The 19,579-nt window shown below is 59.4% G+C and carries 19 protein-coding genes, 1 tRNA gene and 1 pseudogene; 11 read left to right on the top strand and 10 right to left on the bottom strand.

What is annotated here, in order from left to right; translation table 11 throughout:
- Positions 1-127: 127 nt before the first annotated feature.
- The 4 genes and pseudogenes from AWT75_RS04935 to AWT75_RS04920 all read left to right on the top strand — a co-directional run bounded on the left by AWT75_RS04935 (position 128) and on the right by AWT75_RS04920 (position 3,521).
- Positions 128-796, top strand: coding sequence for a response regulator transcription factor (locus tag AWT75_RS04935; RefSeq protein WP_062787864.1), 669 nt, complete (start codon positions 128-130; stop codon positions 794-796).
- Positions 797-805: 9 nt separating this feature from the next.
- Complete coding sequence (locus tag AWT75_RS04930) at positions 806-1,681, top strand: NAD kinase (RefSeq protein ID WP_045847387.1); 876 nt, start codon at positions 806-808, stop codon at positions 1,679-1,681.
- A 12-nt stretch (positions 1,682-1,693) separates the two neighbouring features.
- A pseudogene (recN, locus tag AWT75_RS04925) lies at positions 1,694-3,363 on the top strand (DNA repair protein RecN).
- A 70-nt stretch (positions 3,364-3,433) separates the two neighbouring features.
- Positions 3,434-3,521, top strand: a tRNA-Ser gene (locus AWT75_RS04920).
- A 360-nt stretch (positions 3,522-3,881) separates the two neighbouring features.
- On the opposite strand, the gene AWT75_RS21200 is transcribed toward AWT75_RS04920, so the two are convergent.
- From AWT75_RS21200 to AWT75_RS04905, 3 genes are all read right to left on the bottom strand, one after another.
- Positions 3,882-4,391 carry a hypothetical protein gene (locus tag AWT75_RS21200; RefSeq protein WP_153013245.1) on the bottom strand — a complete coding sequence of 170 codons (510 nt, stop codon included), beginning with the start codon at positions 4,389-4,391 and terminating at the stop codon, positions 3,882-3,884.
- 219 nt (positions 4,392-4,610) lie between these two features.
- Complete coding sequence (locus AWT75_RS04910; RefSeq protein ID WP_062787860.1) at positions 4,611-5,180, bottom strand: hypothetical protein; 570 nt, start codon at positions 5,178-5,180, stop codon at positions 4,611-4,613.
- Positions 5,181-5,649: 469 nt separating this feature from the next.
- Positions 5,650-6,306 carry an SOS response-associated peptidase gene (locus AWT75_RS04905; RefSeq protein ID WP_239689471.1) on the bottom strand — a complete coding sequence of 219 codons (657 nt, stop codon included), beginning with the start codon at positions 6,304-6,306 and terminating at the stop codon, positions 5,650-5,652.
- Between the two features lie 148 nt (positions 6,307-6,454).
- On the opposite strand from AWT75_RS04905, the gene AWT75_RS04900 reads away from it, so the two are divergent.
- Both AWT75_RS04900 and AWT75_RS04895 read left to right on the top strand, forming a co-directional pair.
- Positions 6,455-6,871 carry a LexA family protein gene (locus AWT75_RS04900; RefSeq protein ID WP_062787855.1) on the top strand — a complete coding sequence of 139 codons (417 nt, stop codon included), beginning with the start codon at positions 6,455-6,457 and terminating at the stop codon, positions 6,869-6,871.
- Positions 6,868-8,130, top strand: a complete 1,263-nt coding sequence (locus AWT75_RS04895) for a Y-family DNA polymerase (protein WP_062787853.1) — start codon at positions 6,868-6,870, stop codon at positions 8,128-8,130. Before AWT75_RS04900 ends, AWT75_RS04895 begins: the two co-directional genes overlap by 4 nt.
- Before the next feature lie 98 nt (positions 8,131-8,228).
- Here AWT75_RS04895 and AWT75_RS04890 read toward each other — a convergent pair whose 3' ends face one another.
- Genes AWT75_RS04890 through AWT75_RS04880 form a run of 3 tightly spaced genes read right to left on the bottom strand, consistent with a single transcriptional unit; the run spans position 8,229 to position 9,529 of the window.
- Positions 8,229-8,792, bottom strand: coding sequence for a DUF4865 family protein (locus tag AWT75_RS04890; protein ID WP_062787850.1), 564 nt, complete (start codon positions 8,790-8,792; stop codon positions 8,229-8,231).
- A gap of 10 nt (positions 8,793-8,802) precedes the next feature.
- Positions 8,803-9,201 carry a tautomerase family protein gene (locus AWT75_RS04885; RefSeq protein WP_062787848.1) on the bottom strand — a complete coding sequence of 133 codons (399 nt, stop codon included), beginning with the start codon at positions 9,199-9,201 and terminating at the stop codon, positions 8,803-8,805.
- A gap of 7 nt (positions 9,202-9,208) precedes the next feature.
- Positions 9,209-9,529, bottom strand: a complete 321-nt coding sequence (locus tag AWT75_RS04880) for a carboxymuconolactone decarboxylase family protein (RefSeq protein WP_062787846.1) — start codon at positions 9,527-9,529, stop codon at positions 9,209-9,211.
- Between the two features lie 106 nt (positions 9,530-9,635).
- On the opposite strand from AWT75_RS04880, the gene AWT75_RS04875 reads away from it, so the two are divergent.
- The 3 genes from AWT75_RS04875 to AWT75_RS04865 all read left to right on the top strand — a co-directional run bounded on the left by AWT75_RS04875 (position 9,636) and on the right by AWT75_RS04865 (position 12,044).
- A complete protein-coding gene (locus tag AWT75_RS04875) occupies positions 9,636-10,520 on the top strand; it encodes a LysR substrate-binding domain-containing protein (protein ID WP_062787844.1) in 885 nt (294 codons plus the stop codon).
- 108 nt (positions 10,521-10,628) lie between these two features.
- Complete coding sequence (locus AWT75_RS04870) at positions 10,629-11,336, top strand: helix-turn-helix transcriptional regulator (RefSeq protein ID WP_062787842.1); 708 nt, start codon at positions 10,629-10,631, stop codon at positions 11,334-11,336.
- 72 nt (positions 11,337-11,408) lie between these two features.
- The gene (locus AWT75_RS04865; protein WP_062787998.1) at positions 11,409-12,044 is read left to right on the top strand and encodes a glutathione S-transferase family protein; all 636 of its coding nucleotides are present in this window, start codon (positions 11,409-11,411) and stop codon (positions 12,042-12,044) included.
- Positions 12,045-12,113: 69 nt separating this feature from the next.
- Here AWT75_RS04865 and AWT75_RS04860 read toward each other — a convergent pair whose 3' ends face one another.
- A complete protein-coding gene (locus AWT75_RS04860) occupies positions 12,114-12,728 on the bottom strand; it encodes a DJ-1/PfpI family protein (RefSeq protein ID WP_062787840.1) in 615 nt (204 codons plus the stop codon).
- 328 nt (positions 12,729-13,056) lie between these two features.
- Entirely contained in the window at positions 13,057-13,956 is a 900-nt protein-coding gene (locus AWT75_RS04855) for a LysR family transcriptional regulator (protein WP_062787838.1), read from the bottom strand.
- A 220-nt stretch (positions 13,957-14,176) separates the two neighbouring features.
- On the opposite strand from AWT75_RS04855, the gene AWT75_RS04850 reads away from it, so the two are divergent.
- Entirely contained in the window at positions 14,177-15,364 is a 1,188-nt protein-coding gene (locus AWT75_RS04850; RefSeq protein WP_062787836.1) for an MFS transporter, read from the top strand.
- Positions 15,365-15,473: 109 nt separating this feature from the next.
- Here the strand turns inward: AWT75_RS04850 and AWT75_RS04845 are convergent, their stop codons facing one another.
- Positions 15,474-16,388: a LysR family transcriptional regulator gene (locus tag AWT75_RS04845; protein WP_062787834.1), complete on the bottom strand. Its 915-nt coding sequence runs from the start codon at positions 16,386-16,388 to the stop codon at positions 15,474-15,476.
- Positions 16,389-16,584: 196 nt separating this feature from the next.
- Between AWT75_RS04845 and AWT75_RS04840 the strand changes: the two genes are divergently transcribed.
- Complete coding sequence (locus tag AWT75_RS04840) at positions 16,585-17,493, top strand: LysO family transporter (RefSeq protein ID WP_062787831.1); 909 nt, start codon at positions 16,585-16,587, stop codon at positions 17,491-17,493.
- A gap of 78 nt (positions 17,494-17,571) precedes the next feature.
- Here AWT75_RS04840 and AWT75_RS04835 read toward each other — a convergent pair whose 3' ends face one another.
- On the bottom strand, positions 17,572-19,203 hold the full coding sequence (locus AWT75_RS04835; RefSeq protein WP_062787996.1) for a PHA/PHB synthase family protein: 1,632 nt from the start codon (positions 19,201-19,203) through the stop codon (positions 17,572-17,574).
- Between the last annotated feature and the right edge of the window lie 376 nt (positions 19,204-19,579).

Below are 19,579 nucleotides of genomic sequence, written 5' to 3'. Positions count from 1 at the left end.
GCCACAAGCACACGAACCCGGCAAGACCACCCATGCTTCCCGTTGCTGACAGCCAGACAGGCAACGGGCCTGGCCTTGCCGTATCTGGCACATAAACAGCAATCGCTGTTGCAGGAGATGACCGTTAATGAAGTACATGATGCCCACCGTTTTCATTGTGGATGACGACCCGGCCGTACGCGACTCACTGGCCTTGCTGATCATGGCCCAGGGCATGCGCACGGTGACGTTCGCCAGCGCCATGGAATTCCTTGAAACCTATACCGAAGGTGAAATCGGCTGCATGGTGCTGGATATCCGCATGCCGCAGATCACCGGCCTTGCCCTGCAGGAAAAACTGGTAGAACGCGGCCTGTCCATTCCCATTGTCTTCATCACCGGCCATGGTGATATCGAACAGTGCCGCCGTGCTTTCCAGTCCGGTGCCATTGATTTCCTGACCAAGCCCATCGACCAGAACCGTCTGATCGACAGCCTGCGCAAGGGCATACGCCTGAGCATCCAGCAACAGCAGCAGGATGAAGAAACCCAGGAAGTGATGAACCAGCTGGCCCGCATCAGCGGCCGCGAGCGTGAAGTGCTGGAACTGGTGGCCGACGGCCTGTCCAGCAAGGAAATCGCCCGCCAGCTGGACCTGTCGCCGCGCACCATCGAAGTGCACCGCGCCAACCTGTTCAGCAAGCTGGGGGTGGATTCACTGGCCGACCTGATCCGCTTTTACCTGAAGGCGCTGGAAGCCACCGGCAAAAAACGCAGCGACGAGTCTTTTTTGAACGAAACCGCCCCAAGGCAGTAGAATCGCCACATGGAACGACTGTTCAAACATGTCTGCCTGGTGGCAAGACACAGCAAACCGCAAGTGGTGGAATCGCTGCGCACCCTGGCCGATCATCTGGCCGCTGCCGGCGTCACCGTATTCGTGGACAAGGAAAGCGCCACCCCGGCCGAAGCCGGTCCCCATCAGCTGATCGAACGCAGCGACATGGGCAAGCTGGCCGATCTCGTCATCGTGCTGGGCGGGGACGGTACCATGCTGTCCATCGCCCGCCAGCTGGCACCCTATCGCGTGCCGCTGGTCGGCATCAACCAGGGCCGACTGGGCTTCATGACCGACATTCCGCGTCATGAAATGCTGGAAGCCATCGACGCCATCCTGGGCGGCAATTTCGTGCCGGAAAACCGCATCCTGCTGCAAGCATCGGTGATTCGCGAAGACGCCGAAGTCGCCAATGCGCTAGCCTTCAACGACATCGTGTTCAGCCGCGGCGCCGTGGGATCGATGATCGAATTCGAGGTATTCATCGACAACCAGTTTGTCTACAGCCAGCGCTCGGACGGCCTGATTGTCTCCACCCCCACCGGCTCCACTGCCTACTCGCTGGCCGCTGGCGGCCCCATCCTGCACCCCACGCTGCAGGCAATTGCACTGGTACCCATCTGCCCGCAGTCGCTCAATAACCGCCCGATTGCGGTGAACGACTCCTGCGAAGTGGAATTCATGCTGACCCGCGGCCTGGACGCGCGCGTGCACTTTGACGGCCAGTCGCATTGCGACCTGATGGAAATGGACCGCGTGCTGATCCGCCGTTACCGCAACCCGCTGCGCATCCTGCACCCAGTGGGCTACAACTACTACGACATGCTGCGCCACAAGCTCCACTGGGGCGAGCGCCTGCTCTGACACGCACACACCATGCTGCTATCCCTTCTGGTCAAAGACTTCGTCATCGTTGACAGCATTGCGCTGGACTTCTCGCCCGGTTTTACCGTATTGACCGGTGAAACCGGGGCTGGCAAATCTATTTTGCTGGATGCCCTGGGCCTCTTGCTGGGCGACCGCGCCGAAGGCTCGCTGGTGCGCGAAGGGGCCGAACGCGCCGAAATCAGCGCCGAATTCGACAGCCGCCAGCGTCCGGAAATCAAGGCCTGGTTACAGGAAAACGCCCTGTCGGGCGACGACGACATCGTGCTGATCCGCCGCGTACTGGACAAATCCGGCCGCTCGCGCAGCTTCATCAATGGTCAGCCAGCCACCCTGGCCCAGCTCAAGCTGCTGGGCGAGTTCCTGGTCGACATCCACGGCCAGCACGCCCACCAATCACTGGTGAAAGCCGAGGCCCAGCGCGAACTACTGGATGCCTATGCCGGTAGCAGCTCGCTGGCCCGCGAAGTGCATCAGGCCTGGCAGGAATGGCAAGCCGCCCGCAAGGCACGCAGCGATGCCGACAAGCTGTCGCGCGAATCCGAAGTGGAACGCGAACGGCTCACCTGGCAAATCAACGAACTGACCGAACTGGGCCTGCAACAGGACGAATGGGCCGGGCTCAACCAGAGCCACTCCCGCCTGGCCAATGCTGCCGAGCTGGTACAAAGCGCGCAGTACGCGGTGGATACCCTGTCCGAGATGGAGGGCAACTGCCTGTCCGTGCTCACCCAGGTACAAAGCCGCCTGAGCAAGCTGGCCAACCTCGACCCACGGCTGGCCGACACCCTGTCCCTGCTGGATTCGGTAGATGCCGAACTGCGCGAAGTCGTCTACAGCCTGCGCGACTACGCCAGCGACATCGACGAAGACCCGGGCCAGCTGCAACAGGTGGAAAGCCGCATCGACAGCCTGATGAGCATGGCGCGCAAATACCGCGTACAGCCGCAGGAACTGCCGCTCAAGCTGGCCGACTGGCAAGCCCAGCTGGCCGCACTGGAAGCCTCCACCGACAGCGAAGCCCTGGCGTTGGCCGAAACCGCCAGCCTGTCGCGCTACCGTACCCTGGCCGAAGCCCTGTCCGGCAAACGCCGCCAGGCTGCCAGCGAACTGTCCGCCCGCATCAGCAAGGAAATGCAGCAACTGGCGATGAGCAGCGCCCGCTTCGCCATCGAACTGGCGGCCCTGGCCGAACCCGGTGCCCATGGTCTGGAATCCATCGAATACCTGGTGGCAGCCAACGCCGGAACCAGCCTGCGCCCCTTAGCCAAGGTGCCTTCGGCGGCGAGCTGTCACGCATCAGCCTGGCCATGCAAGTGGTGATCAGCCAGGTGGCCAGCGTGCCCACGCTGATTTTCGACGAAGTGGATGTCGGCATTGGCGGGCGCGTGGCGGAAGTCATCGGCCATATGCTGAAGCAACTGGGTCAACGCTATCAGGTGCTGTGCATCACCCACCTGCCGCAGGTGGCCTCCTGCGGCGAGCAGCACTGGCAAGTCAGCAAGCGCGAGGAAAAGAAGCGTGTGGTCAGCCGCATCACCCCGCTGGACGCCGAGCAGCGCGTGCTGGAAATCGCCCGCATGCTGGGTGGTGCCGAGCTCACCCAGACCACCCGCCAGCACGCAGCCGAAATGCTGGAAATGAACCGCGCCACCCCCTAGCCAAAATGGCTTGGGGCGGTTATGATTGCGTCCTCTTCGCCAGACGACACGGTCGCTGGCAAGAAACTGCGGAGGTTTGGGTGAGTGGTTTAAACCAGCAGTCTTGAAAACTGCCGACGGGAAACCGTCCGTGGGTTCGAATCCCACAGCCTCCGCCATTAATTATCATTAAAGCCCTGATTAATCAGGGCTTTTTTGTTTTCCACATCCACTGGTATGCCATTAGGTATGCCAGCAAGACATTCATTGTCTTACACGGCACTCACTCGCACGCGATGAATACACAACAAACTTATTCGTTGTCGTTTCACACCCGCCCTAGAAACGTTCTTTAGTCAGCACGCAAACTACACTGACCAACCGTTGCCATGTCACTGAGTACTGGAATACTCGTTTGCACGGGAGAAAAGTTTCTTCTCTTTCCATAAAATCAATTCATAGGCACATTTTCACTACCATACAAAAATGAACTTGTTATGCCATTTGCGCTGAAACTATTCATGGCATTGCTCACGACATCACCTCAAAAATGTTTGACTTGTACTAAGAGTTGGGTTACCACAACTATCGACCGGCCCCATCCATACAACCAAAGGACTTTCTACTCGACCATCAATACGATATTTCAGTCGGTACACTATCCTTACAAATCGCCAGCCCTCTCCAAATATACTCTTCCAATACTCCAACTCCCCCTCATCAACATTTCGCCTCTTAACAACAGAACAGCATCCTTTATTTTTATCAATAAAATCCCTAACGCCATCGTAATAAATAACATCCTTCGGATTAATATAGTTATCATAATTTTGAGCCACCCCTTCCCCCCGGAAGCTTTCTTTATAATCATCATAACCCGAAGCAGGCTGCGGATAACTCATAAGTAAATTTGCAATCGCCAGATTAATCAACTCATCATCAGAATACCTCCGCCGATCACTTATACAATAACCCTCAAGAGAGTCAAATGCATACCAGAGACTAAAAAAAATAACAACCAATAATGTAAAAATAATCTTCCATTTCATACAAACCCCAAACAATATAACCTCAAAATTGAATAAACATTAGCCGCACAATTTTCCACTCAACAATATGATTCACAAACAACCCCCTTCATCGCTGCCGCAATCCCTCACCCCGCCCCGGCCACCCACTTCAATCATGCCTTGATGCAGCGCAGCTGACAGACCCGGCAATCAAGAGCGCATACAAGTAATGCAATAAAGAGTGCTTCAAATCCAGCCTCACCTCGGATTTCGCAAATTCTTTTTCAAGTCATCAAAAACAAAAACCTCCTGCACTACATAAAACCAGCTATCATCCGGCTCATATTGCCTCCACCCCGCGGGCAACTCCGACTTGGCAACATAGCCTCTAAAATTAGGAGCCGTTAAAAATTGCAGACCATTTTCCCTATAAGCATCACCAACAATATAAATACGCCTGGATTTTGATAATTTATAAAAGTACAATCCAGAGTCACATCCATATGGTTGATCATAAACAAACGCACCCCTCACCCCCTTCCTCGAATAACGTATATTGTACTTTGCGAAATACGCTCGCAACGAATAATATCTGTCAGGATCCCCATCAATAATACACTCACCTTTGTAATTACGATTAACCACTACAAAACCCTTCCTGCCATTTTCATAGTAACCAACCTCCAAAAAATCAGGCACCCCCTCAACAACATTACCGACGCTAGCCATTGCCTCAGCCATTGCAATGTATTTGAATACACGAATTTCTGAAGCACAGGAAAAGCCAATGCATTCATAAAGAAACATGAACAAAATTAACTTATTCATCAATCTCTCCACTTAACCGACCGGCACACCCGAAAACAGTATCAGCATGATTTACTCACTCAATAATATCCATCATCAAGAATCCCTGCTGGCTTGATCACTTTTGCAAGTCTTCACGATAAATCGGCCAAGCTTTTCAAACATCAAAGAATCTACGGGGTATACAGTGGCTTTTTGAAGGACCCCGCTCCATCCTCCGGCCATCCCCTTCAATCATGCCTTGATGCAACATCTTTCAGCTCCCAAGTCAGACCTCCCCGATATGGCGTTTTAACCATTAATACAGCTTGAGAACAGACATACCGAGTTGAGTGACCTGTTTGGTGATGGAGGTATAGGATAGCGGCGTTCAATAAGCTGCTTGACAGCTTCGATCTTGAAGTTTTGGGGAAACATTCCATCAATGACTTTTGCATAAAAGCCAGTATGAGGCTTCCAAGCCATCAGGAAAAGAAGGAATGATTACAGCTCAATCAAACAAGCTGCCCTGCTCCGGTGCGGCTTCTTTCGGCTTGAGCGGTGCGGGGGCGGCGGTCATCAGTTCGGCGGGGTAGAGAGTGAGAAAGCTGCGTGCCTGTTCGGGATTGGAGCAGTTCAGCCAGTGCATGTACTGATCCGGCGGCACAATCACCAGCGAGCGCTTTTCATCGCCCGGCCGGTGCATGCGCTTCATCAGCGGATGGTGGTCGGCGTTGATGGTGATCTGGGTAAAGGTGTGGCTGATGCTGCCATCCGGCTCGGACCAGGCACGCCACAGGCCGGCCACGGCAAACGGACTGCTGTCGGCCATGCCGATTTGCCAGCGCTCGGCGCGGCCGGATTCATAACACGGCTCGTAAAAGTGCTGCATGGGCACCAGGCACAGGCTCTGCTGCTGCCAGGCACGGCGGTAGTTGAACAGTTCACCAATGGTTTCGGCGCGCGCATTCATGGTGCTGATGCGCACGCCGGGTGGCTGGTGGCGTTTGGGCACCATGCCGTAGCTGGCCAGTTGCAGCACCGCTTCGCCGTGGCGGCCTTTGACGATGATGGGTGCCAGATAGTCTTGCCAGCACTCGTCCGGCCACAGCAGGTCACCAGCTGGCAGATTGAAATGGCTTGCCAGCTGGCGCGGGTTTGGAGGCATGAAGTTGATGCACATGGCGGCATGGTATGCCGTCCGGCCCGGCCTTGCCAAGCGCGGCGGCTTCGGTTTTTCTCGCGCAAATCCTCACCCTGCACTGCCTGCTTTCTGCTATATTTGATTTTGTACATAATCATATAGAGCAGTTGCCATGCACTACCCCATTCCTCTGTCCCGCTCCAGCCCGCTGCGCATTCCACTGGTGGCCAGCAGCGTGCGTGCCGGTTTTCCCAGCCCGGCCGACGACTACGTGCAGGACAATATCAACCTCAACACCCTGCTGGTGGACGACCCGGACTGCACCTTCCTGATGATGGCCAGCAACGATGCCATCCACGGCATTTTCAAGGGCGACTATGTGCTGATCGACAAGGCACGCAGCCCGGTACACGGCAATGTGGTGGTGGCCGCGCATGAGGACGGCTTTGTGCTGCGCCGCCTGCACAAGCAGCAAGGCATGCTGGCGCTGCTGGCCGATGCGCCCGGCTATCCGATGATTCCGGCAGAAGGCGATTACACCTTGCAGATATGGGGGGTGGTGATTGCCGTGGTGCGGCGGCTGGTATGAGCACCTTTGCACTGGTGGATGGCAACAGCTTTTACGCCAGTTGCGAGCGGGTGTTCCGCCCGGACCTCATTGGCCGCCCCATCATCGTGCTGTCCAATAACGATGGCTGCGTGGTGGCCCGTTCGGCCGAGGCCAAGGCGCTGGGCATTCCGGCTTTCCTGCCTTTTTTCCAGATACAGCAACAGTGCTACAAGCACCGTGTGACGGTGTTTTCCAGCAATTACGCGCTGTACGGTGACATGTCGCGCCGCATGATGAATGTTCTGAGCCGCTTTGCCCCGGTGCAGGAGATCTACAGCATTGATGAGTGCTTTCTGGACGTCACAGGCATTCCAGACCTGGACAGCCACGGCCACCAAATCCGCCAGGCCGTATGGCAGGGATTGGGAATACCCACCTGCGTGGGCATGGGTAGCAGCAAGACGCTGGCCAAGCTGGCCAACCATGTGGCCAAGAAGCGGCCGGAGTGGAACGGCGTGTTTGAATGGGACTGGCTGAACCCGCGCGAGGCGGACCGGCTGCTGGCCGAATTCCCGGTCGGCGCGGTGTGGGGGATTGGCCGACGCATTGCCGAAAAGCTGACCCTGATGAATATCCACAGTGCTTTGGACCTGAAACTGGCCGACCCGCGCCATATCAAGCGCAAGTTCAATGTGGTGGTGGAGCGCACGGTGGCAGAACTGAACGGCGTAGCCTGCCTGGCACTGGAAGACGTGGCTCCGGCCAGGCAGCAAATCATCTCCAGCCGCAGCTTCAGCCGCCTGGTGCACGACCTGCCCTCGCTGTCGGCCAGCATCAGCCACCACGTAGCCCGTGCAGCAGAAAAGCTGCGCGCCCAGGGCTGCACCGCCGGGCTGATTGGCGTCAGCATCCGCACCAACCCGTTTCGCGACCTGGGCCAGTACCACGGCTACACCTGCGTGCCGCTGGTGCACCCCAGTGCCGACACCCTGCTGCTCAACCAGGCAGCCCAGGCTGCGCTACGCGCCATCTGGCGCAAGGAGTTCAGCTACCACAAGGCCGGAGTCATCCTGATGGACATCGGCCCCGCCACCCGTCAGCAGCCGGATATGTTCTGCCCGCTGCCCGACCCCAAACGCAACCGGCTGATGGCCGCCATCGACAAGCTCAACCGCGATTTTGGCAGCGGCACCATCAAGCTGGGTGCCGAAGGCCTGACCGAGGACTGGCGGATGAAGCAGGAAAAGAAATCGCCCTGCTACACCACCCGCGTGGGCGACATCGTGCAACTGCGTTAAGAGCCGCTAACAAAAACCCTGCTGCTGTGTTGCGCCGCCTTGCCGTACTCCATGTACTGTCGGCGTCGGCGCGGCCTGCTGGCGCTGATGCTGCACACTCAGGCCCCGGTCGCCACATAGCCAATCCGGTAACAGGCGCCGTCCATCTCCTGCTGCCGGAAATCCTGCTCGCCACGCCAGGCCGATACCCGCAGCAGCTGCCATTGTCGCGGGTCGTAAGCGGTCAGCACCGACACGGCACCTTGCTGCTGTAACCGGGCGGCCTGTTCCTGCTCCTGCTGGCGCAAGGCGTCAAGCGACTGACCGGGCAGAATGGCTTGCGTCTGGCAGAGGCACACGCTGGCGGTGGGCATGGCATGGCTCCCGATGCTGTTCCAGACCGGCCAGATATCCACATGCGGCCTGCCAAAGTCGGCGCACAGTGCCTTGAAACCGGGGCTGGAAAGAAAACGGTTGATGCCCTCGTTATCCCGCCACAGGTAGAACGGCGCATAGGCATTGACGCTGCCCGGCTGCCGGACATCATGTTCGGACCAGAGATAGGCCTTCCATTCGAGCTGGGGAAAGCCATCCAGCAGATGGCCGCGTTCACGGATGCGCTGCCGGATGATGGCCATGTCGTAGTCGGCGGGCAGGACAAAACGGTATTGCATGGCAAGCATGATGGGTCTCCTAACTGTCGCATTCAGGCAGTGCCGACTTGCCATTGCCAAATGACCAGTCTTCCAGCCCGGTGGTGGTAATCACCACCATGATGTCTTGCTGGCGCAAGCCGGGGCTGGCCGCCAGCCGCTCTGCCAGCCGGGCAAAGAATGCGCGCTTGCACGCCGTGCTGCGCGCCCGACCGGCGGTAATGTGGAACAGGGTGAAGTCCGCGCTGCGCGCACCTGCGGTGGCGAAATAGTCCCGGTCAAACACCAGCTCGCCAGCCCCACATTGCTGGAACACCTGAAAACAGTCGCCGGCCGGCACCTCGAAACTTTCTTCCAGCGCCTGCTGCAGGCTGAGCGAGATGGCCTTCAGCCAGGATTCCGGCTTGCCGGCGGCCAGTGCGATACGGGTATAAGGCATGACCGGCTCACTTTCCGTGCGGAATGGCGGCCAGCACATCCACCGCCGATGCAGCGGCAGGCCAGCCGGCGTAAAAGGCCAGATGGGTGATGAGCTCGCCCAGTTCGGCCCGGCTGATGCCATTGTCCATGGCCAGCTGCAAATGAAACGGCAGCTGTTCCAGCCGGTATAACGCGGTGAGTGCGGCGACCGTGGCAATGCTGCGCTCGCGCGGACTCAGGCCGGGGCGTTGCCAGACATCGCCAAACAGGAGCGATTGGGTGATTTCAGCCAGCCTGGGGGCCTCGGCTGTCATGTTCTGCATGCTGCGTGAAGAAGAGCTGGTCATGCCTGATTTCCCTGTCGTTTTTGACAGCACCCAGCTTAAGCAGTCAGAATGATTTTGATAATCAAAATGTTTTTTCATTACCGTTCACTTTTTCAGGACTATTACCGTGAGCCGCATCAGCCTGGACCTGGATGTGCTGCGCAGCTTTGTGGCTGGCGTGGAGATGGGCAGCTTTGCCCTGGCCGCCCAGCGCATGAACCGCTCCACTTCCGCCATCAGTGCCCAGCTGAAAAAGCTGGAAGAACAAGCCGGCCAGCCCCTTACGCGCAAGGCAGGCCGGGGCCTGGTGCTGACACCCGCCGGGGAAGTCATGCTGGCCTATGCCCGCCGACTGCTGGCACTGAATGACGAGGCGGTACAGGCGGTGCAAGGCAGCGGGCTGGAGCAAGGCTGGATACGCTTCGGCATGCAGGAAGACTTTGGCGAATCGCTGTTACCGGCCATTCTGGGGCAGTTTTCCCGTGCTCATCCGCAGTTCCGGCTGGAGGTAAAAGTGGCACGCAATCAGCAATTGCTGGATGGTCTGGCCAAAGGAGAGCTTGATCTGGTCCTGGCCTGGGATGGCGGCCAGTCCTGGCCGTATCAGCAGGTGATGGGCACGCTGCCGCTGTGCTGGATAGACAGCAAGGCCAACCCGTGGCCATACCCGGCGGACAGCGCCCTGCCGCTGGTGGCATTTGAAGCCCCCTGCCTGATGCGGGCAGCCGCCTGCGCCGCACTGGAACAGGCCAATCTGGCCTGGCGGCAGGCTTTTAGCAGCAGCAGCCTGAGCGGGATATGGGCAGCCGTTGCCGCCGGGCTGGGTGTGACGGTGCGCACCCCGGTCGGCGTGCCGGATACGCTGCAATTGCGGCAGGACCTGCCCGCCCTGCCCGACATCCGGCTCATGTTGTATCGTGCCGAATCTACCGCCACAGTCGGCTGCGAACGCTTGTCAGACATTGTCAGCCAGTCCTTGCAGGACTATCTGCATGGCCTGGGCGGTGCCTGAGCAGCATCCCGATACCGTCACCATGCTGCTGCGTCCGCGCAAATGCATGCCTGTCACCCGCGCCGCTGTGGCAAGATCGCTGCGTACTTATCACCAGACCAGTATTTCATGTCACGTACGGAAAGATTGTTCACCCTGTTGCAAGCCCTGCGGCAACACCGCTTCCCGGTGACCGGGGCCAGCCTCGCCGCTGAGCTGGGCATCAGCCTGCGCACGCTGTACCGCGACATCGGCACCCTGCAGGCACAAGGCGCCGAGATTGAAGGCGAACCAGGCCTGGGCTATGTGTTGCGACCCGGCTTCATGCTGCCGCCGCTGATGTTCAGCGCAGAGGAAATCGAAGCACTGGTACTGGGCTCGCAATGGGTGGCCAAGCGCACCGACACCCAACTGGGCCGTGCCGCACAGAATGCGCTGGCCAAGATTTCCGCAGTGCTGCCCGCTGCATTGCGCCACAGTCTGGACAACAGTTCGCTGCTGGTGGGCTCCCCTACACAGGCAGAAGCCGATGCGGTGGACTTGTCCATCATCCGTCAGGCCATTCGCGCCGGGTACAAGCTGGGCATCGACTACTGCGACTTGCAGGGCAATGTCACCCAGCGCACCATCTGGCCGCTGGCCTTGGGCTATTTCGACCACGTACGCATGCTGGCCGCATGGTGTGAAACACGGCAGGATTTCCGTCATTTCCGGACAGACCGCATCTTTGCCCTGCGTGCGGGCAAGGAGCACTACCCGCACAGAAAGCACGAGCTGCTGAAAGCGTGGCGCGCAGCCGATACCGCCCGGCAGGCCAAAAACAGTAACAACAGCTGACTACTGACAAAAACTGTCAGTGGCTGGCGTGACAATGGCATCACTCGAGATCAACCCACCGGAGTGAATGCCATGCGTCTTTATTACCACCCCCTGTCGTCTTGCAGCCGCCGCGTACTGCTTGTTGCCCGGCAACTTGGCTTGCCGCTTGAACTGATACAGGTTGATCTGTTCCGTGGCGAGCAGAACACACCCGCCTTCCTGCAGCTGAACCCGAATCATCAGGTTCCTGTGCTGGAAGACAATGGCCATGTGCTGTGGGAGTCTTACGCCATCATGCAATACCTGGCAGAGCTGGCGCCGGATCAGTCCCTGCATGCAGCCAGTGCACGCGAACGGGCCGACGCCAGCCGCTGGATGTTCTGGTGTGCCCAGCACTGGATGCCGCCAATCAGCAGCCTTAACTGGGAGAACGCAATCAAGCAAATGGCCGGGCAAGGCCCGGCCAGCGCGGTGGAAGTAGAACGGGCGGAAGCCGGTTTTGTCGCCGCCGGCCAGATTCTCGATCAGCACCTTGCCGGGCGGGAGTGGATATGCGGCCAACAGCCATCGCTGGCGGATCTGGCCATTGCCGCCCCGCTGGCCGACTGGCAACAGGCCCACCTGCCGCTCAAAGAGTTCGGGGAAATCGTCCGCTGGTTCGGCCAGATTCAGGCGCTGGACTGCTGGCAGCAAACCGGGCACATCACCAGCGTGCAGGCAGACTGAGCACGGCAGGCCTGCGCGGCAGCACAATGGCGCGCAGGCCCACATCGGCAAACAGGCGGTCAGCCTTGCTCAGGCCACGCTGTCTGCGTTCAGGTAGGGCGACACATGCTGTAAAGCACGTGCCAGGTAGTCTTCCTTCTCCCCCACTGGGGCCACGTAATGCAGTGCATCCCGGGCGGCCTGCATGCCTTCAAGCCTGGCAATCAGCCAGAAAGCCAGATACTGCGAGGCCAGACAGCCACCTGCCGTTGCCACATTGCCTCTGGCAAAAAACGGCTGGTTCAACACGCTGATACCCGCCTCCTGCACCCAGGGCTTGGTGATGAGGTCGGTACAGGCCGGGATGTCCTGCAACAGTCCAAGCCTGGCCAGTATCAGCGTGCCCGAGCATTGGCCCGCCAGCAGCTGACGGGAGGGGTCCAGCCGCAGCTGCGCCATCAGCGTTTCGTCGGCCACCACATCCCGCGTTTTCAGGCCACTGCCTACAATCACGGCATCCGCCTCGCAGGCCTGGGCCAGCGAAATGTGCGATTCCAGCACCACGCCATTCATGGACGTCACCCGTGCCGTCGGGCTGGCAATGGACACCCGCCAGTCCGGCTTCCTGATGCGGTTCAGGATGCCAAAGGCAATCAGCGAGTCCAGTTCGTTGTATCCGTCGAAGGTAAGAATGGCAATGTGCATGACCGGGCCTCGCGTGTTCGAAGTAATGGTGAAATGCCAGCCTGAGAGCGGCTGACAAAATAGCGTAGCATCCCTGGGGCAAGGCGTGCCGACGCAGACAGTACAAGGGTACGGCAAGGAGGCGCAGCGCCGCAGCAGGTTTTTTGTTAGCAGCTCCAGGCTGAATAAGCAGCACAAGCAAAAACTGGCATGAATACAGGCCATGAACCAAGCAGGATGCAAGCGGTTTCAGGCCCGCTTGAACCTGACGTGCGGCCTGCGGCACTGCATACCAGCGCCAGTATCATCCGGCTGCCCAGCGACTGCTGACTGGCAGCCGGTGCACGGCTCATGGCTGCTGACTGCGCGCGCGCAACTGTCCGGACAGGAAGTCGACAAAGCACGCCACCCGCGCCGCCAGAAAACCCTGACGGTAATACACCGCCCACACCGGCTGCCGCCACGGCAGCATGTCATCGGGCAGCAAGGCGGTGAGGTGACCGGCGGCAATATCCCGGTCGACCAGAAAATCCGACAGGCAGGCAATGCCGTTACCGGCCAGCGCCAGATAGCGTAGCGTCTCGCCATTGGAAGCGGTCATGGTCGGCTCTATCGCCAAACCGTCAACATGACCATGCCGCAAGGGCCACAGGTTCAAGGACGAGGGCTGGGAGAAGCCCAGCAGGCGCTGGCGGGCAAGCTCGGCCACCGAGTCCGGCGCACCGTGTTCGGCCAGATAGGCTGGCGACGCCACCAGCCGCCAGCGGCTTTCAAACAGCAAGCGCGCATTGAGGGTGGAGTCCTGCAACTGGCCGACGCGCAAGGCCACATCGGCCCCCTGTTCAATCAGGTCCCCTACCATCTCGCCACTGGTCAGCTCCAGCCGTATGCGCGGATAACGACGACAGAACGCGGGCAACAAGGGGGCCAGCACATGATCGAACACCGGCGTGGCGGCATTGATGCGCAACAGGCCGGACGGATGCTCCGCCGCCGACTGCAGCGTCAGCTCCGTTGCCTGCATGCGGCCCAGGATGTCGCGGGCATTCTCCAGGAACCAGCGCCCTTCATCGGTCAGATCCAGCCGCCGCGTGGTGCGCCTGATCAAGCGCACACCCAGCTGTTTTTCCAGCTTGCCGATACTGCGGCTGATGCCGGATGGAGTCAGCCCCAGCTGTTCTGCCGCAGCAGAAAACGAGCCCTCCTCAATCACGGTGACAAAAGCCTGCATGGTTTCTGTGCTCAGCATTGTTGATTACCAGTCACAAGACATTGGGTTTCAGACGTATTTTTCCTGCCTTTTCAAGCAACGATAATGCGAACTCTTCCTGCATTGCCAACCGACCTCCACGAAAACCCGTGCCGGGGCAGTCCGGTGCCAGCCATCCGCAACTGGCCCCCAGCTGCACCGGCGGAAGCGGAGCACGGGTCACCGGTGATGCCCTCACACTGCTTTAAGGAGTTTTTGCATGCCACTTGCCCTCTGGGCGCTGACACTCAGCGCGTTTGCCATCGGCACCACCGAATTCGTCATCGTCGGGCTGATTCCGACCATTGCCGCCAGCCTGCACGTATCACTGCCTTCTGCCGGCATGCTGGTCAGCCTGTATGCGCTGGGCGTGGCCATTGGCGCGCCGGTACTGACCGCCCTCAGCAGCCGCCTGCCACGCAAAACCCTGCTGCTGACCCTGATGGCCCTGTTCACGCTGGGCAACCTGCTGGCCTGGCAGGCTCCGGCGTATGGCACGCTGGCCATCGCCCGCGTGCTGACCGGCCTGACCCACGGTGTGTTTTTCTCGATAGGCTCCACCATTGCAACCAGCCTGGTGCCCAGGCAGAAAGCCGCCTCTGCCATTGCGCTGATGTTTTCCGGCCTGACGGTTGCACTGGTGACCGGTGTGCCACTGGGCACCTTCATCGGCCAGACATTTGGCTGGCAAACCACCTTTCTTGCCGTCTCCGGCCTTGGCCTGATCGCCCTTGCCGGCAGCTGGCTGCTGGTGCCTGACAACATCGCCCGCACGGCGCCCACCTCCTTGCTCGGCCAGTTTTCGGTACTGGGCAAGCCGCGGCTGTTGCTGGTGTACGCCATGACGGCGCTGGGCTACGGCGGTTCATTCATTGCGTTTACCTATCTTGCCCCGATGCTGGAGCAGGTCAGCGGCTTCAAAGCCTCGGCCACCGGCGTGCTGATGCTGGTTTACGGTATTTCGGTTGCAGTGGGTAATGTCTGGGGTGGCCGCCTGGCCGACCGCAAAGGCCCGGTGCGGGCGCTGCAGATCATCTTTGCAGGCCTGGCCCTTGCGCTGGTATTGCTGGCACTGACCGCCAGTTCGCAATGGCTGGTGGTGCTCACCATCTTGCTGTGGGGTGCGGTGGCATTCGGCAATGTGGCCGGCCTGCAGCTTTATGTGGTGCAACAAGCCCAGCGGGATGCACCGCATGCGGTGGATGTGGCATCCGGCCTGAACATTGCCGCATTCAATCTGGGCATTGCATTCGGTGCCTGGGCGGGCGGCCTGATTGTCGAGGCGATGGGCATCATGGCCACCCCGTGGATTGGCGCCCTGATCGTACTGCTGGCACTGGCGCTCACCACCTGGTCCGGCGTACTGGACCGGCGTGCCAGCCCCACGCTGGCAAACTGCACGCCATGAGCGCCCCTGCCTGGCCACGCCCTCTTCCCTGATAACGGATGGTGATTTGCCAAGGCACTAGCGAGGAGTCCGCACGCGGGCACAGGCCGATATGGGACTGGCTGCGGTTTCAGGGCAGGAGCGGGAAAAACACGGGATTGGAAAAGTCACTCACCAGCCAGTCGTATACCACGCGAACCCGCGCCGGAACCGGGCTGCGCTGTGGCCGGTACACACTCAGCGCCCACGGGGTGGGTGCCAGCTCGGGCAGCACCTCCACCAGCTCGCCGCTGCGCAGGTGCGGTATGGCGACAAAACCGGGCATCTGGGCAAAACCGAAGCCGGCCACCACCGCGGCACACTCGGCTTGCGTACTGTTGCTGATGAATGCCAGCTCCCGCGGAATCCACTGCGACTCCTGGCGGAAAAACCAGGGCCACGGTTTGCCGGTGCGCTGGTCGATGGTGCCGACCACTGGCTGTTGCTGCACGTCCTTCAGCGTGCGCGGCACCCCGCAGCGGGCCAGCAAGCCGGGGGCGGCCACCATGTAGAACGGCACTTCGGCCACTTGCCGCGCCACAAAGCGGCTGTCCCGGATCAAGCCGTGGCGGATGCCGATATCAATCTGTTCATCCACCACATCGGTTTCATCATCTTCCAGATGCAGTTCGAAATGCAGGCCCGGATACTGCTGGCGCAAGCGTGCCAGGCTGTGTACCAGGCTGGTCTGGCCGATGGCCTCCGGCGCGGTCAGCCTTACCGTGCCTTCCACTTGCTGCGCTGCATTGGCTTCCGCGCCGCGGAACAGGCAATCAATCCCCTCCACGCCTTGCCTGGCGATATGTGCCAGACGCTCGCCTTCGCGGGTAATCCGGCACTGACGGGTATTGCGATGGAACAACAGCTCGCCGAACTGGCTTTCCAGCTCCTGGATGGCACGGGTCACCACCTGTGGCGAGATGCCAAGTTGCTGCGCGGCTTCCTTGAAATTGCGTGCTTCCGCCGCAGTACAGAAGATTCGCAGCATTTCCAGTCGATTCAGCATGCTTCCACTCCCCTTGTGATACCGGCAGCTTATTCCTTTTTCAGGAATTCAAAAAGCTTGTTTCATCCATTCCTGAGAATTCAGCAATTGGTGATACTGACGGCCTCCTGCGCCAAACAGTACGACTGCGCATCGCAATCACCATGAAAAAAACAATCATGTTTACACCTTCGTCCTGCCTTGAAATGAGCCCGCCATGCAACTGATCCTGGCATCCATCCTCCCCATCATGCTGGCGCTATTGTGCGGATACGGCATCGGCATGCTGCTGCCGCGCCGCCATACCCGGCACTGTGCCCGCCTGTTGACACCGCTGATCTGGCTGTTGCTGTTCTTTTGCGGCAAGGGCTTCGGCACGGTGCTGAGTGATGGCAGCATGCTGGGCAAAACCCTGGGGACGGCGCTGATTTTTGCGTCCCTGACCAGCTTGCTGCCATGGGGGTTGATTGTGCTGTGCATGCGTCAGCCGCGTGCCAGCGGCAAAACAGAGCCAGCCGAACGCCCGCCCGTCACGCAGTTTTTGCATGCACTGCGCGACTGCCTGCTGGCCCTGGGCATGGTGGGCATGGGGGCCGTTGCATCCGGCTTTCAGCTGGGCTGGCTGGATGCCATCAGCACCAGCCAATTGCTTTACCTGCTGATTGTGCTGGTGGGCATCGACCTGGTGGAGCTGAAGCTGGGCAGTGCCTGGCGCACGCCGGAGGTGATGGTGCTGCCGGTTCTGGTCATCATCGGCTCGCTGGCCGGGGGCATGGCGGCGGCCGTGTTTACCGGCGAAGGGGTGTGGACTTCACTGGCGCTGTCCAGCGGTTTTGGCTGGGTCACCCTGTCCAGCATTCTGGTGAGCAGCAAGCTGGGCAGCAACTATGGGGCGATTGCCATGCTGACCGACCTGTTCCGGGAGCTGATGGCCATTGCCATGCTGTACCTGCTGGGCGCACGTTTCAGCAGGGAGGCCATCGGCATTTGCGGTGCCACCGCACTGGATGCCACCCTGCCCCTGATCCGGCAGAAATGCGGCACTCATCATGTATCGCTGGCCCTGATCAGCGGCTTTGTGCTGACCCTTGTCAGCCCGCTACTGATCATGATTTCCCTGGCCTAGCGCATCGGGCCGCCTGCCCACAGCAAGCTGCGGGCAGGTGAACATCATGCGCTATCGACCAAATAGCCTGGCTCAGCTCTACAGCACATAACTGCCAGGCGCATCACCCAGTGCCGGGTATTGCCGGCTGCTGACCGACGGTGCCTTGCCCAGCGCACCCGAGCGTGGTTTCAGCCATTGCATCCAGTCATCCCACCAGCTGCCCTGATGATGTTCGGCCGCTTGCTTCCAGTGTTCCGGGCTTTGGTGGCGCTCCGCCGGGGCCACCCAGAACGCGCGCTTGGGCGGATTGACCGGCGGGTTGACGATGCCCAGGATGTGGCCGGAGGTAGACAGCACAAAGCGCTTGTCGCCAGACAGGAAGTGATTGAGCCGGAAGGATTGTTTCCACGGTGCGATGTGGTCGTCTTCAGCGGCAACGGCATACACCGGCTGGCTGATGTTCTCCAGATTGATGGGGTGACCAGCCACAGTCAGCGCGTTGGGCTTGATCAGATTATTGTGCTGGTAAAACTGGCGCAGATACCAGGAATGCATGGTTGCCGGCATGCGGGTGGTGTCCATATTCCAGTACAGCACATCGAAGGCCGAAGGTTTTTCACCGTACAGCCAGCCATGCACCACGTAGTGCCAGATCAGGCTGTTGGGACGCAGCATGCGGAAGGACATGGCCATGTCCTTCCCATCCAGATAGCCGGTTTCGGCCATTTTCCCGTCCAGCCAGTCCAGCGTGGCCGGGTCGATGAATACCTCGATGTCACCCGGACTGTGATAGTCCACCAGCGTGGCAAAAAAGGTGGCGCTTGCTACCGGATTATCGCCATTGGTGTAGTGCTGGCTGCTCCATGCCAGCCAGGTGGCCAGCATGGCCCCGCCTATGCAATAACCCACCGCATTGACCTGCGGCTGACCAGACAAAGCGCATGCCACCCGGAATGCCTGGTCCAGCCCGTCCTGCAGGTATTGGTCAAAAGTGGTGCCGGACTGATCCGCGCCCGGATTGCGCCAGCTGATGATATAGGTGTCCAGCCCCTGCTCCAGCAGATAGCGGATCATGCTCTTTTTCGGGGTGAGGTCCAGCACGTAAAACTTGTTGATGCACGGTGGCACAATCACCACCGGCACCTGATGCACCGCCTTGACAGTGGGGGTGTAATGAATCAGCTCGAACAAGGCATTACGGAACACCACCTTGCCCGGCGTGGTGCCCAGGTTTTCCCCTACTTTGAATTCATCGGTACTGCTCATGCGCACCGCGCCCTGACGGGCATCTTCCAGAAAATTCTGCCAGCCCAGCCGCAGGCTTTCGCCATTGGTTTCGGCCGCCCGGCGCATGGCAACCGGGTTGCTCCAGAAGAAATTGCTGGGTGCCAGTGCATTCAGCCAGTTACGGCTCCAGAACGCCGCCTGTCGGGTAGTGCGCGCCGACTGGCCTGGGGTTTCGTACACCATGTCTTGCAGGTGATGGGTCAGGATCAGATACCACTGTTTGGCGATATCAAAACTGGCGGTATCCGACCATTCTGCCTCCACAAACCGGGTATCTTCCGGATGGGGTGACTCTACTTCCGGCCCTTTCACCCCAAGGCAGCGTCTGGCGGCATACTGCTGCAGATTGAACAGCTTTTGTGCCAGCCGGGCATTGGATTCAGCCAGCTGGGCGGGATGGCACAACCAGGCAAGCTGGGTGTGGATGGCAGACCTGTTCATGCCAAATGGGTCAAAAATATTTTCCAGCACATGCACAAAATGCTGTGCATTCTGGAAGGAATCGATAAACCAAGTATTTTCCGTTGCTGGCTTAGTCATGAAGCTCTCCCCGCAGCATGTACCTTGAATGGTCAAGCCAGCATAGCCCACCCAGGCGGCTTGCTCATGTCTTTGCCGGCTTTGTTTGATATAAAGCGCGAGTTGCTGCCAATAAGGCTGGGGCAAACACCACACATTCTCAAGCGACCTTACCGTTTTTTGTCAGGTAATGGTTTTTTCACTACAGCGCAGATCACAAAATGTACTGGCCATTAGGTTGTGTGTAGCCGCCCTGTTCCGCCAGCACCCGGTGGCTTGCAAGGTATCCATAATAATT

The organism is Aquitalea pelogenes (genome assembly GCF_001515305.1).
In the GTDB taxonomy this organism is placed as follows: Bacteria; Pseudomonadota; Gammaproteobacteria; order Burkholderiales; family Chromobacteriaceae; genus Aquitalea; species Aquitalea pelogenes.
The sequence above is the reverse complement of the archived record's forward strand: the minus strand, read 5'-3'. Positions and strand labels throughout refer to the sequence as shown.